Source organism: Alkaliphilus peptidifermentans DSM 18978 (assembly GCF_900101495.1).
In the GTDB taxonomy this organism is placed as follows: domain Bacteria; phylum Bacillota; class Clostridia; order Peptostreptococcales; family Natronincolaceae; genus Alkaliphilus_C; species Alkaliphilus_C peptidifermentans.
This window is the reverse complement of the sequence record NZ_FMUS01000024.1, coordinates 64352-78611: the sequence shown is the minus strand read 5'-3', so window position 1 is coordinate 78611 and position 14260 is coordinate 64352. Positions and strand designations below refer to the sequence as shown.

General features: G+C 35.6%; 13 protein-coding genes and 2 tRNA genes. 5 read left to right on the top strand and 10 right to left on the bottom strand.

The window, feature by feature from the left end; translation table 11 throughout:
• Positions 1 to 187: transposase (locus tag BLP68_RS15960; protein ID WP_176759073.1), on the top strand; the 187-nt coding region annotated here is incomplete at its 5' end.
• Positions 188 to 336: 149 nt separating this feature from the next.
• Here BLP68_RS15960 and BLP68_RS15955 read toward each other — a convergent pair.
• From BLP68_RS15955 to BLP68_RS15920, 8 genes are all read right to left on the bottom strand, one after another.
• Positions 337 to 411: transfer RNA gene (locus tag BLP68_RS15955), tRNA-Cys, on the bottom strand.
• Positions 412 to 423: 12 nt separating this feature from the next.
• Positions 424 to 499: transfer RNA gene (locus tag BLP68_RS15950), tRNA-Phe, on the bottom strand.
• 118 nt (positions 500 to 617) lie between these two features.
• Positions 618 to 1502 (bottom strand): Hsp33 family molecular chaperone HslO, encoded by an 885-nt coding sequence (gene hslO / locus BLP68_RS15945; RefSeq protein ID WP_091545710.1) that lies wholly within the window; start codon positions 1500 to 1502, stop codon positions 618 to 620.
• A 250-nt stretch (positions 1503 to 1752) separates the two neighbouring features.
• Positions 1753 to 1956 (bottom strand): cold-shock protein, encoded by a 204-nt coding sequence (locus BLP68_RS15940; protein WP_091545708.1) that lies wholly within the window; start codon positions 1954 to 1956, stop codon positions 1753 to 1755.
• 119 nt (positions 1957 to 2075) lie between these two features.
• Complete coding sequence (locus tag BLP68_RS15935; RefSeq protein WP_091545707.1) at positions 2076 to 2825, bottom strand: class I SAM-dependent DNA methyltransferase; 750 nt, start codon at positions 2823 to 2825, stop codon at positions 2076 to 2078.
• Between the two features lie 72 nt (positions 2826 to 2897).
• Entirely contained in the window at positions 2898 to 3092 is a 195-nt protein-coding gene (locus tag BLP68_RS15930; RefSeq protein WP_091545706.1) for an alpha/beta-type small acid-soluble spore protein, read from the bottom strand.
• Positions 3093 to 3338: 246 nt separating this feature from the next.
• Complete coding sequence (locus BLP68_RS15925) at positions 3339 to 4343, bottom strand: type II CAAX endopeptidase family protein (protein ID WP_091545704.1); 1005 nt, start codon at positions 4341 to 4343, stop codon at positions 3339 to 3341.
• A 12-nt stretch (positions 4344 to 4355) separates the two neighbouring features.
• The gene (locus tag BLP68_RS15920) at positions 4356 to 5525 is read right to left on the bottom strand and encodes a M20 metallopeptidase family protein (protein WP_091545702.1); all 1170 of its coding nucleotides are present in this window, start codon (positions 5523 to 5525) and stop codon (positions 4356 to 4358) included.
• 508 nt (positions 5526 to 6033) lie between these two features.
• On the opposite strand from BLP68_RS15920, the gene dapB reads away from it, so the two are divergent.
• The gene (gene dapB, locus BLP68_RS15915; protein ID WP_091545701.1) at positions 6034 to 6780 is read left to right on the top strand and encodes a 4-hydroxy-tetrahydrodipicolinate reductase; all 747 of its coding nucleotides are present in this window, start codon (positions 6034 to 6036) and stop codon (positions 6778 to 6780) included.
• Positions 6781 to 6797: 17 nt separating this feature from the next.
• Positions 6798 to 7532, top strand: coding sequence for a 2,3,4,5-tetrahydropyridine-2,6-dicarboxylate N-acetyltransferase (gene dapD, locus BLP68_RS15910; RefSeq protein WP_091545699.1), 735 nt, complete (start codon positions 6798 to 6800; stop codon positions 7530 to 7532).
• Positions 7533 to 7579: 47 nt separating this feature from the next.
• Here dapD and hpt read toward each other — a convergent pair whose 3' ends face one another.
• On the bottom strand, positions 7580 to 8119 hold the full coding sequence (gene hpt / locus BLP68_RS15905) for a hypoxanthine phosphoribosyltransferase (RefSeq protein WP_091545698.1): 540 nt from the start codon (positions 8117 to 8119) through the stop codon (positions 7580 to 7582).
• A gap of 278 nt (positions 8120 to 8397) precedes the next feature.
• On the opposite strand from hpt, the gene BLP68_RS15900 reads away from it, so the two are divergent.
• Complete coding sequence (locus BLP68_RS15900) at positions 8398 to 9603, top strand: CD0519/CD1768 family membrane protein (protein WP_091545696.1); 1206 nt, start codon at positions 8398 to 8400, stop codon at positions 9601 to 9603.
• Positions 9604 to 9779: 176 nt separating this feature from the next.
• A complete protein-coding gene (locus BLP68_RS15895; protein ID WP_091545695.1) occupies positions 9780 to 10247 on the top strand; it encodes a GAF domain-containing protein in 468 nt (155 codons plus the stop codon).
• A gap of 59 nt (positions 10248 to 10306) precedes the next feature.
• On the opposite strand, the gene BLP68_RS15890 is transcribed toward BLP68_RS15895, so the two are convergent.
• Positions 10307 to 14245, bottom strand: coding sequence for an S-layer homology domain-containing protein (locus tag BLP68_RS15890; protein ID WP_091545693.1), 3939 nt, complete (start codon positions 14243 to 14245; stop codon positions 10307 to 10309).
• Positions 14246 to 14260 lie beyond the last annotated feature (15 nt).

The window sequence follows — 14260 nt, the reverse complement described above, 5'->3', positions numbered from 1 at the left end:
AGGTAAGCGTTACTATAAACGCAGAAAAGAAACCGTGGAAAGAATCTTTGCTGACGCAAAGGAATTGCACGGCCTTAGGTATGCCCACTATCGTGGACTCCATTTAGTTCAGATGCAGTGTTTAATGACTGCTACTGCACAAAATATCAAAAAAATAGCCACTAAGCTATCAAAAGTCCAGGAATAATCTTGGGTTTTTGATAGTTTAGTAGCAGAAACAATTAAAAATTTCATTTAAATCAATTTACAAAGAATTTAACCACCAGATTAGATAAAATCTGGTGGTTTGTAATCAACCTCAGTGTAGTCAATAGACTACACTCATGATTTTTGAATTGGAGGCGACACCCAGATTTGAACTGGGGAATAAAGGTTTTGCAGACCTCTGCCTTACCACTTGGCTATGCCGCCCTTTGAATTTGTTGGTGCCCAGAGGCGGAATCGAACCACCGACACGGGGATTTTCAGTCCCCTGCTCTACCGACTGAGCTATCTGGGCACTATAAAGTATCTTTAAACCGAATTACATTATACAACAGTTTATAATAAATTTCAATAACCCTCTAAATAAAAAACTTTACATTTACTATTATATGATTTTCTTATTTTTGTGATTATTAATTTTTGATATCTTCTATTAGTTTTCTAAGATGTTCTTCATTAAAAAAATATTTTTCATTACAAAAATGACAAACCATCTCTGCGCCCTTATCTTCTTCAATTATTTCTATTAATTCTTTTTCTCCTAAGCTAATCAATGCTTTTTCAAGCCTTTCTTCACTACAGTCACATATAAAGTCTACAGAATGTTTCTCTAAAATTTGCGGATCAAAATCTCCTAATATATGATTACAAATATCCTCTTCATTCATTCCTTCTTTAATAAGGTTGGTTATTGATTTAACCTCTCCTAGTCTACTTTCCAGCTTACTTATTACTTCATCACTAATTCCTGGCATCACTTGAATTACAAATCCACCAGCTGATTTTATGGAGTAATCAACATCCACTAAAACCCCCAATGCAACTGCTGATGGCTGTTGCTCTGAATAAAGAAAATATGCTGCAAAATCCTCCCCTATTTCTCCCGATACTAAGGGATAATTGCCATTATAAGGCTCCTTTAATCCTAAATCTTTTATTACTGTTATAGTTCCTTTACTTCCCACTGCATTTCCTACATTTAGCTTGCCCGGTTCTATGTATGTGGACTCAACCTGAGGATAATCTACGTAGCCCTTAACATTCCCACTAGAATCTCCTACTGTTAATATGTTTCCAATTGGCCCACCGCCATTTATTTTAACAGTAATTTTATGCTTTTCATCCTTTAGCATTAACCCCATTATTGATGTAGCAGTAAGGGTTCTACCTAGGGCTGCAGCAGCAACTGGCGATGTTTGATGAGTTTTACTTGCCTTATTAACCATATGTGTAGTATTTGCAAAGAATCCCCTTATCATATTATTGGATGCTGTAACTCTTATCACTTTGCTTTCCATATTTTCACCCCTGTTTCAATTATTTAGGATATTGCATAATTAATATTATCAATCTTTACACACCTTATATATTACCTGTAGACCTATAATTAAAATTACCTATGCTTATTGTTCCTTTTTTATTGATTAATTACTTTATTATTTTGTTAAAAGCTATATCATTAAAAAGCAAGCTGGTCACCCAACTTGCTTCAAATTACTTATATATATTCCCCTATGGGTTAACTACAAATTTAAAAGCCAACATTTATTAAACACTAACACTTACATTTGTAGCTTGAGGGCCCTTTTCGCCGTCAACAACTTCGAAGCTAACTGTTTGCCCTTCTTGTAAAGTTTTAAACCCATCCATAGTAATAGCTGAGAAATGTACAAACACATCTTCGCCATTTTCTCTAGAAATAAATCCATAACCCTTTTCTCCATTAAACCATTTAACTGTACCTTTTTCCATAAAAATATACCTCCTAAATAATAATTCACGATGATAATACATGGTTAAATATGTATCTTCATTCAATATAATTTTATCATAAGGAACTTTAAAATGTCAACTTTACCAAGTGGGTAGTCCTATTTCTTACTACAAGAAAAGAAAATTCGCTGGCTATTTTTATGAGGCTTCTCTAGAAGGAAGTCCGCAAAAATTTCAATACTATTGAATCCAGACTTTTGTAGCAGGTATATAATTTCATCGGTTTTATATGCTCTTTGTATATGAAGTTCTTCAGTTTTTCTAAAGAGGCCCCTTTCAGCTTCATTAAAAAAGGTTAGATCCATTTCAAGAAGGTCCGTTGATTTATCGTAAAAATTTTCCCATAAATATATGATATCTCCTGTATTTTCACCGAAGGTATTGTTACCGATAATATTGCTAAGTTTATAGTAACTACTGATGTCAAAAATAAAAATACCGTCCTTATTAAGACGTTTGTGTACTTCCATGAACATTTTCAATAGATTTTCTGAGTCAATAATATAGTTTACTCCATCGCAGCAGCACATAACAATTTGAAAAATGTCTTGAATTTCTAGCTGAGTCATGTCTTGCTGTATGAATAGTATATCAGCATTGTTATCAACTGCTTTATCTTTTGCTATGGTCAGCATGTCTTGTGAAATGTCAACAGCCGTAATAGAGAATCCCTTTAAAGCCATTGGTATTGTTATATTTCCAGTACCGCATGCCAATTCTAGAACTTTTTTAGGATGAATATTGGCCCTTTCGATTAAGGTTTCTATGTAATTAACCCATTCATTATAATCTACATCTGTCATTAACCTATCATAGAAATAGGCAAAGCTACTATATTGTTCCTTCATCTATACCCCCAGCTCCTTGCATTTTAATAAGATTATTATATTATAAATTTGATGTAAGGAACAAATAATTAATCAACTCTTAATTTCATTTTTTTTAGATTTTTTCTTTTTAACTGTCATAAGACCGCCAATACGCCCAGTTTCTTTTGCAGTTAATCCACCCCAGCCTAGACTTTTCACCTTCTCAATAAGTCCCAATTCTTCAGCAATTTCATATTTCATCAATAAATCAGGTGTGAAATCTTTGTTTGCATACTTTTTTTCCATTATAATCCCTCCTATTCTTATTTATTATAATAAGAATGAAGAAAAATATACTTTCGATAGAATTTAAGGAAATTCAATATCTTTCTTAAAAAAAAGTAATAATTTATTTTTGGGTTGATTTAGCTAAAAAATAATGTTACATTAGTGTTGGTTACGAACCTATCTTATTTCTCACTCCCCCGTGAAAATATAGATATATTCTTAAGGACTGTCCCCACAGTCCTTTTTTCTTTCCTTTTTTTGCCTTTATCCCAATCTAATAATTTCAGAGATTTGTACATGTATTACATATAATACAATAGGTAGTATTAATAGCAATGGAATAAACTCATAGAATTTCGTTTTTGGTTGCAGCTCTTCACATTCCAAGTCATGGTCTTCTACTATACTATAGTTATCTTCTAAACCAGTTTTCTCTTTTATAGCCATATCCTTCTTTATAACTTTTATCAATTGATATGCAATAAATCCAGTAATGAGGGCAATAACTCCAAAAAGAGCCATACTAATAAGAAGTGCAACAGTGGTTGATACTTCTGGTACTTCTGTAGCAGCTTCATTCATTCCTAAATCTTGTAGCTCCTCTATCATTTTAGACAAAAATTGTAATGCAAAGCCTAATGTTACTGCAAATCCATTATTTGCTATATGGCCTATAATCCCAGCATATAGAGAATCAGTTAATATTACAAGATAACCAAATACTAAGCCTAAAACAATAGGTCCAAATAAATTATAAAGATTAAAATGAAAGACCCCAAATAGAATTGCCGATAATACAACTGCTTTTTTCTTACCTAATGGTTCATATCCTGGCAATATAAAGCCTCTAAAAAATACCTCTTCACATATACCAGCTGAAATTGAAACAATAAACATTAAAACAGCATATTCTCTAACATTCTCGGCGGTGGGTAGCTGAGGTATATTGAGATTTCCGAATAGGCTTAGTAAAAACATTCCTAAGGCGTTTGCAAATACCGCCGCTGGATACATTAGTAATGTTATTAAAACAACTAAAAATCCATGCTTTAAACTAATTTTATTTAATCTCATAGTATTTTTTATATTTATCTTTCTTATCAACAGATAAATAAACGGTGGTAATAAAACCAAAATATATTCAGTAATCAACAATCCAACAATTAAGTCTCGTTGTTGAACATAGGCACCTACAATAACAAATAGAAACGCACCTATTACATATAAAATGTTAGCATCTAATACACTTAAGCTTCTTGTATTCTTCATGTATACACCCCTTTAATTTTCTAAAGCATCCCGTTGCTTTAATATATTTAAATATGCTTGCACACCATATCCTAGTATTTTTTCATTATAATTAAACCTACTATTATGTAATGGGTAATAATAGTGATCACTTCCACTTCCAAGGAAAAAGAAAACTCCAGGTATTTCCTTTTGATAATAAGAAAAATCTTCTGCAAGCATAATTGGATCAATAATTTGTATAACACTAGATTCTTGAGATTGTATAAATTCACTGGTTAAAAAGCTATCGTTTGTTACAGCAGGGTACATGTCTCTAAACTCCAGTGTTATTTTACAGTTATGAATATTTTCTAAGCCCTTAACATAATCTGTAATTCTTTCTTTTACAGTGTCATGTACCTCCTGTTTAAAGCTACGAATAGTACCTTCTAATCTAGCTTCACTAGCAATAACATTTCTAATCTCACCAGCAACAACCTTACCAATTGTCAATACTACTGGCTCAATTGGATTAATACTGCGACTTGCTATTGCTTGTAGACCTGTAATCAATTGTGCTGATACAACTACACTATCTATGGTATTGTGGGGCATAGCTCCATGTCCACCTTTTCCATGTATGGTTATATCAAATTCCCCAGTTTGAGACATCATTGGTCCCTGTCTAACCCCCATCTTACCTTCTGGTATTTCAGGAAATAAGTGGAGTCCATATATCTCGTCTATTGAATATTTCTTTAAATAGCCTTGAGAAACTATTGGTAAGGCACCACCTGGCCCTTCTTCCGCCGGCTGAAAAATTAAAACTACATTATCCCTTAGCTTTTCTTTATTCATTACAAGATATTTTGCTAAACCTAATAAAATAGCTTGATGTCCATCATGTCCACAGGCATGCATTTTTCCCTTGTGTATAGATTTATAATCCACTTCATTTTCCTCTTCAACAGTCAATGCATCCATATCTGCCCTAAATCCAATAGTTTTTTTTCCCTCTGTGCCTTGAATTAAAACGATTATACCAGTACCAGCAATTTTATCGTGATATGTAAGCTTAAGCTTATTTAAATAGCCTTTAATATATTCTGCCGTTTTATATTCTTCAAATGCTAATTCAGGTATTTGATGAAGCTCTCTGCGAATTATTCTAATTTCATCCTGCAGTAATTGAATATCCTTTGACAGATACAATAGAATCATCCCTTCAATCCGATATTTTCATATTATTACAATAAGTTCTAAAACACTTTTATATTTTATCATATATAACTATTGTATGGATAAATAAAATTTAAATCCTTTATTTTCAAATATAGTAAGACTAAACTCCATTCTACACCGTAGTACCTCCACCAACAGATACAATTTGTTCCACTACTCTGGCAATGGAATTATTCTTTTTTGCATCTCAGTTTAGAAGGTTTTCAACTGGTAGACTTTCTTGACTTTTTCAACAAACTCTTACATATAATGTATAGAAAAGTTTTAATGTTAGAATAACTTCTATTAAAGCGAATGATGACTGAAAATGAAATGCTTTTATAAAAGACAAATGTTGATATCTATAAAAGCCTTCATATACTGGGGGTGTGTCATTCTGAGCATAAGGGAAGAATCTTATAAACGACATAAATCTATGATTTGCCTATATTATTAACTAATATAAAATCATTAACAGAACGTTATAAAAAAAAGGGGGGAAGTTAAGTTGATTAAAGTAACTCTTAATGGCAGCAATGGAAAAATGGGGCGAGTACTTTCTAAGGTTATACATGAGTCTAATGAGTTTGAATTAGTAACAGGAATAAGTCGTAGTATAAGCAGCTTAAATACATATTCCAGCTTTGATGAATTATCGGAAGCATCAGATGTTATTATCGATTTTTCACATCCAACTCAGCTATTACCTATGCTTAATTATTGTAAGAAACATCATGTACCAGTGGTAATTGCAACTACAGGCTATTCCGATGAAGAATTAAGAATAATTCATGAAGCAGGAGCTTACATTCCGGTATTCTATTCTCCCAATATGTCCCTTGGAGTTAACCTATTACTAGAGCTAGTTAGTAAAGCAACTGTCGTTTTAGAGGATCAATTTGATATTGAGATTATAGAACGTCATCATAATAAAAAAATAGATGCTCCTAGTGGAACTGCACTTTTAATTGCCAATACAATTAATAGGTTATTAGAAAATCAAAAGTCGTTAGTTTACTCAAGACAGGATAAGAAGGTAGCCCGTGATCCTTCCGAAATAGGAATTATGTGTTTAAGAGGTGGCACCATTGTTGGTGAACATGAGGTTGTATATATAGGTAATGATGAGATAATTGAAATTAAACACACAGCGTTATCTAAGGAGATATTTGCCTATGGAGCTTTAAGGGCTGCAAAATTCATCATTAAGCAAAATCCAGGCTATTATGGTATGAAGGATATGTTGAAGGAGTAGGAAAGGAATGATTACAAATGAGTGATCAAAAAAATCCTCTAAAATATATTGACTTTACGTCCCCAGAAACTATTGCCAAATCAATAAAAACAGCAAAAAAATCCACACCTGTGAAGGTCTATATTCAGGGGTATATCAACTATTTTCAGGACCCTACTATTCAAGCTTTTGGCAATGAAGATTTATGGATATTAATAGGTGAATATGACTCTATAAAAAATATACTAGCCAAAAACGACAGTACGATTAAGCACTATCACATAGAGTATGACCGAAGGAACTCTGCAGTTCCCCTTTTAAATACATTAGAGCTTCAAGCTCGTATAGAACCCGGCGCCCTCATAAGAGAGAGTGTAATTATAAAGAAAAATGCAGTTATATTGATGGGAGCAGTTATTAATGTTGGGGCTGTCATTGGAGAAAACACAATGATAGATATGAATTGTGTAATAGGCGCAAGGGTGATTATAGGAAATAATGTTCACGTAGGGGCAGGGGCTGTTATTGCAGGTGTTCTTGAACCTCCCAGCGTCAAGTCCGTAGTAATTGAAGATAATGTATTTATAGGATCAAATTCAGTAGTGTTAGAGGGTGTTCATATTGGAGAAGGAGCTGTTGTAGCAGCAGGTTCAATTGTAACAACGGATGTACCTGCCAATTCTGTAGTAGCAGGTATGCCGGCATCATTAATTAAGATGAAGGATAAAAAAACCCTTGATAAGGTTAAACTAGTAGATGATCTAAGGGGTTAATTATAGGGCACTAAATATAATTTGAAATTATTCTAGTGCCCTTATTTTTAACGGTCTTTATCTGTTACCACAAAAACATATGGAATGTTACGATAATAATCTCCAAAATTTAATCCATAACCTACTACAAATTTATCTGGTATAGTAAAGCCTAAATAATTTGGATCTAAATCCACCTGTCTTCTTTCAGGCTTATCTAGTAAAACACAACACTTTACACTTGCTGGATTTTTCTGTTTCAAATGCTCCATAACATATTTCATGGTTAAGCCTGAATCAGTAATATCATCCACTACTAAAACATCGTATCCTTCTAAATTCTTTTCTATATCAACAACTATCTTGACAGCTCCACTACTTTCTTCTCCGTGACCGTAGCTGGATGTTGTCATAAATTCTACCTTCACTGGAATCGTCATTTGTCTTACCAGGTCAGCAGTAAAAATAAAGCTCCCTTTAAGAAGTGATACCACAATAAGCTTTTTATCCCTATACTCCTTCGAAAGCTCCTGTCCTAATTTCTTTACCCTTTTTGTAATCTCATCCTCAGATAGCAAGACTTCCCATACCTTTTTTTCTATATCCATTGGACTTCCCTCCACATATTACTATAATAGTTATCCATAGCTATATTTTTGTTTATTATTTTTATTCTAATTTAAATCTAAACCCTTGTCAAACCATAGATTAAAAGACATCTCTTTTTTTTCTTATCTTCATTCTGCCCTCTTGCTATTGATAACATTAACATTAAAACCTCATATGTAATTCTTACATTTTTGTATTGATTAATAATAATTATTGTAAACCTCTGTCTTCAATAGTAGAATTGTATTGTATTGTATACATAACAGGAGGTGGAGTAATGAAGTCAGCCGAAGTAATAGAACCCAAAACCACCATAACATCAAGTAAAACCAAAAAGGCTATATCTAAAGAGACTTTTGTTTTTTTACTAATTACTGGTGGCGCTTTTTGGTATTTAGGTAAAACCATGGGTGTTGGAATAATGTTTAATGTAATCATGAATACTGCCCATGATTTACTTTTAAATACTGTTTTTTTTATTTTGTCCATAGCTGTTTTAGCGGGAGCCTTGGCATCTTTACTATCTGAATTTGGAGTTGTTGCACTAATAAATATTATTATATCACCTATTATGAAGCCGCTATATGGTATGCCCGGTGCTGCATCAATAGGAGCAATAACCACTTATTTATCAGATAATCCTGCAATTATATCATTAGCTAAGGATCATGGATTTAGAAAATACTTTAAAAACTATCAGGTGCCTGCTTTATGTAACCTTGGTACAGCCTTTGGTATGGGCTTAATACTAACTACCTATATGATTAGCCTTGGTCAAGAATTTATAGTACCAGCTTTAATAGGTAATGTAGGTGCTATTGTTGGTAGTATAGTCAGTGTTAGACTTATGACGAAGCAAACAAAAAAATATTACAATGTCGATGATGCAACAAAGGATGAAGTAACTAAAACTGCCAGTTTTTTAGAACAACGAGAAATTAGACAAGGAAATACCTTCGAGAGAGCACTTGACGCTATTTTGGAGGGTGGAAAAAATGGTGTTGAAATGGGATTAGCTATTATTCCAGGTGTATTATTTATTTGTACTATTGTTATGATTCTAACCTTTGGTCCAAGTGGTATGGAAAATGGAGTGGCGGTATATCAGGGACAGGCCTATGAGGGTGTTGCATTATTACCAAAGCTGGGCCAATATGTTTATCCTATTCTAAAGCCTCTCTTTGGCTTTCAAAGTGTAGAAGCTTTAGCATTTCCCATAACTTCACTTGGTGCAGTTGGGGCAGCTATGGGTATTGTTAGAAGCTTTTTAGACAGTAATCTTATAGGCCCAGGAGATATTGCTGTATTCACTGCCATGGGCATGTGCTGGAGTGGGTACCTAAGTACTCATGTTGGTATGATGGATGCATTAAATGTAAGACAACTGGCTAATAAAGCGATTTTAAGTCACACAATCGGTGGTATAGCCGCCGGTATTACTGCTAATTATCTCTTTAAATTGTATATGCTACTTATGGGCTAGAATATTATAAATGTTATATGTTGAATGTTGAATTTTGAATTTTTTAAATAGAATACTTGTAATTTAAAAAACAGAATACTGTTATATGTTAAACCTAAAAACAAAAAAATATATCGATTATATAAATAAGTAAAATATGTTAAAATTATAATAGTTATATGAGAGGAGCTGATTCAATGGAGAAGGATACTAAAAAACTATTGTTTCAACAGTTAGAAGTTCAAGCTAAGGAGCTAATAGCTACCGAAGATGATATGGAGAAGGTTTATAAAGGTATAGTAGAAATGCTGGATAATAATATACCATATTATGATTGGACAGGCTTTTATATGGTTGAAAAGGGCGAGTTGGTATTGGGGCATTATGTTGGAGCCGCAACTGATCATACAAAAATACAAATTGGCCAAGGAATCTGTGGCCAGGCTGCCGAAAGAAAAGAAACATTTATTGTAGATGATGTGACAAAGGAATCAAATTACCTCGCTTGTAGCTTCGAGACTGCTTCTGAAATTGTTGTTCCCATAATGAAGGGGTCTGAGGTTTTAGGGGAAATTGATATTGATAGTCATACACCTGCTGCCTTCGATGAGCTGGATCAGCAATTGCTAGAAACTATTGCCAGTAAACTTGCTGAAAAACTTTAATTAAATTTAGTAGTAAAGACCGTATGACTTAATCATCATACGGTCTTATATTATATTAATTACTCTGAAATTAGATTGAATATGATCTGTGCCATTTGTCCTCTGGTTGCTTTTGATTTGGGATTAAGCTTTTCATTACTTCCTGAAACTATTTCTGCAGATACCAATGCTTCTATCGCTGTATAAGCATAATCTGATATTTCAGAAGCGTCTTTATAATTTATAAGAGAAGTATTTTTAGATGCCTCTGGTAGTTCATCTATTACAACTAATATTCTGTATATCATGGTAAACATATCCTGTCTACTTATTTCTAACTCTGGATTAAAGTTGTTGTTTCCCATACCATTAACTATCCCCATGGCTTTTGCTGTACCTAAATATCTGGTATACCATGTGTCGCCGGCATCTGCAAAATTATCTTTTGGATTTGCATCAACCTCTAAATTGTAGGCTCGCATCAACATAACAAGGAATTGTCCTCTAGTTATATAATTATCGGGGCTAAATGTGGTTTTTGATGTGCCTTCAGTAATTCCTCTTGCCGATATAAAGGTAACAGCATCGGCATACCAAGAATCCATACTTACATCCTCAAAGGAAACTTTATTATATCCAATGGCATATTTTGAAAAATGGCTGACGAAAAAGTCTACAGTGTTTGTAGAATCATTGTAGGCTCCTCGTACTATTTGTACACTTCCATTATCAGCAATGTAGTAAATGACCACTGCATTTTTATCTTCTCCCGGTGCCAGTGTATAAGGGATGCTAATACTTGCAATTCCACCGCCAAAACTTGATATCTGTGTGTCGCCTGATGCCACCGTAAAGTCATACACTGGGCGATCCCCTACAATTTGTGCTATGCTTTCTGGTAACCTCGTCTCAACTTTTTCTATTTTAATGGTAATGGTTGATGCTGCAGCTGCACTGTTAATGCCTTCTATTGCTTTTGAGTCAAAAGTAACGGAACCGATGCCTGCATCAACTCTGACATCCGCGTTGGTTTCATTCACCAACTTATCAAAGGCTTCCCTGGGAATGGTTACTTCTGCCGATTTAGCAGAAGGTTCAACCTCTACCTTCATTTCAATAATCATCTTTTTAGCAGTATCTTCCCCAGACTTGGCATTTTCGAGCAAGGCCATGACTTGATCCGTTGTCACCGCTGCATAGGCATTACCTGACGCATTTGTAGTAGCTGTTACTATCGTCGTTATGGTGGTACCTGTGTTATTTGTTGTCTTTTTAAATTCTACGGGCTTTTTTTCAGGTGTATTTGTAGTAGTAGTAGTGGTGCTGGTGGTGCTGGTGTTGCTACTAGTGCCACCGTTGCTACTGTTGCTATCATCTCTACTGTCATCAGTTCCGCCCTTTGATGAAGCCACTGGCCTTACGGTAACAACATCAGAAGCGGTAGTCCCTTCGCTATTTATTGCGATCAATACAAGACTATAGGCTGTACCGTTGGTTAAGCTGCTAAGGGTATAGCTGGTAGCATCTGCACCAATAGTATACGGACTTCCTGTAATTGGAGTACTTCCTGATGTCACTTCAAGGCTGTATCCTGATATCGTACTTCCATGGTCATGGGGCTTTTGCCAAGTGACGGTAATTTTCCCATTTCCTGCATTGGCCGAGATGGAAGGTTTAGCAGGTGCAGCGGCGGTAACAACAACTTCCTCGCTACTTAAGCCTCCTGTATACTCATTCCCCGTTGCAACAACCCTTACACTTAAGTTGGTTCCCAGGTCGTCAGCAGTAATTATATAGGCTTCACTTACTGCACCGCTGATGGCTGCGCCATCACGGTACCATTGCACCGTGTAATCAGTATTATATACAGGGCCTGGGGCTATACCCGAAATGGTAAGTCTATCCCCTAAATTGGTAGTTCCTGTAATAGAAAGGGTTCCTGAAAGGGCTCTTGCTCCTACCTTATATTCCATGCTTGTTACGCTACCGCTGTAACTACCTGACGCAATAACCGTAACAGTCATTTTCTTTCCTTCATCCTCTTGGGTTACATTATAGGTTTTGGCTGTTTGACCTGATAGGGCGCTGCCATCTTTGGACCATTGATATGCTATGTCGCCGCTTGTACGGGCATGTGACGGCATAAGGGCGGAGATATCTGCCGCCAGCACATCTCCCGGCTCTGCTATTCCTATTTCACCATTGTCATCTTTAATTATAATACTAATCCCACCTGAAATTGGGGCAGGTGTAATACTTGCCTTTGCGGTTACCGTGATGTCAGGAACAATAATGTAATTGGTGCTCCATGGGGCAACAAGGGTCAAATCACTGCTTGATACTGTCACTGTTTTATCTATTCCTACACTTGCATCTTCAAAGCTGCCTGTACCTATAGCCACAGGTGCTTCTCCGGTGACTGGATTATCAAATATTGCCATGGTTACAACCGCATTCGTATTTGTATCATACACCTTATCCGTTACGGTTACTTTCGAAGGGGTCAGTTCTCTTTTTGTGATGGTTCCCGTAAGATTTAATGCACTGCTTACCCTATAATTTGCTGCGCTGTCACCGCTTATTACTATATTTCCAGCAATGTTATGTATCCCGGCATTTGGCGATGTATACTTTGCCGATGTAAATTTAACTGTAATACTGTCTCCTTCTATAATATCTCCCTGTGCTATGTCAAGAGTAATATCCCCTATCGTGTCGCTCCCGTCATATACCTTGGTAATAGGGCTACTATTACTAACTCTTATTTCCTTTGAGCTGATGTTAAAGGTTTTGGTATCGGACTTGCCTGCATAGGCTCCCTTCCCTGTGACAGTAACAGTGTAAGTTCCCGCATTTTTAGCCTCTGCCACCGATACCCCATCCTTGACAATACTAATAGTATAATCTGTATCGCGTGTGAGTGTTTCCCCGTCGGGGCTTTTTACGATGACTTGCGACATTTGATCGGTACCGTCATATGTATAAGAACCTTCATTCATTTCTACAATAAATCCGTCAATTGGTTGCCACACAGGATAAAGCGTCACAAATTCTTTAATTCTAAAGGAAGTAATCGGCTCATTATTATGTACAGCCGGTCCATGTACTGATATCCAAGTCGTATCTGTCCAACCACCGAATTGATAACCGGTTTTTCGCAAATTCCCGGGATTTCCTGCCACAGTCACCAAGTCATCTGCATTATAAAAATTATTGTCCACCGGCACCGTACCGCTTGTAGCATCAATGGGTAGATATTTTACCTGATAGGGGGCAGGCTCCGAGGCATAGCCCCTATGACCACTAAAGTTCGATGAATTAGGGTTAACATCGGCAAATACTCCGTTGCTTCCCTTTTTATATCCGGCGTTCTTAGTCAATGCAACTCTACCCTCTTCGAGATCAAAAAAATCTGTCATATCATTCAAATCATACCCCAAATACTTTATGTTACTTAAATCAATGTCATCGATACCGTCCATATCAATGGTCCATGTGATGGTCTTAAAATCATCACTTAACTGGCCATTAAAGGTTCGGCTTCCTCTATTTGTCTTATTAATCATGAAAAAACCAGAATTCGAGCCCCATTTGGAACTATAATAATGCTTCCACATACCAGTAGTAAACTGACTATCATAGCCATCATCAAAAATATCTTCCCTCGAAACAGTTGTAGGGGGATTTTGTCCTGGTTCATTATAGGTGGTTAATTCATATACACTCTTTCCGTCTGAAAAAATAAGCCCCCATGCTCTAAGTCTCCAACTTACAAAGTTTTCCTGATTTACCTCAAGGGTTTCGGGTATGGCGTCTTTTAATGTCATAGAGGCCTTAACGATGGTACCCTTTACCTCAAGTTTAAGCTCTTGTACGACACCGTTATGTTTAGCTGATGCATCGGCTGTGTAAATTATGGGGTCATCTGCCGCCCACACCGGTATACTGCTTATAAACATAATTGAAATCATTACTGCCGTAAGCAGCCAGCTTACAGCTCTTTTTGTTGTTGGTTTCATGCAATGTACCTCCTG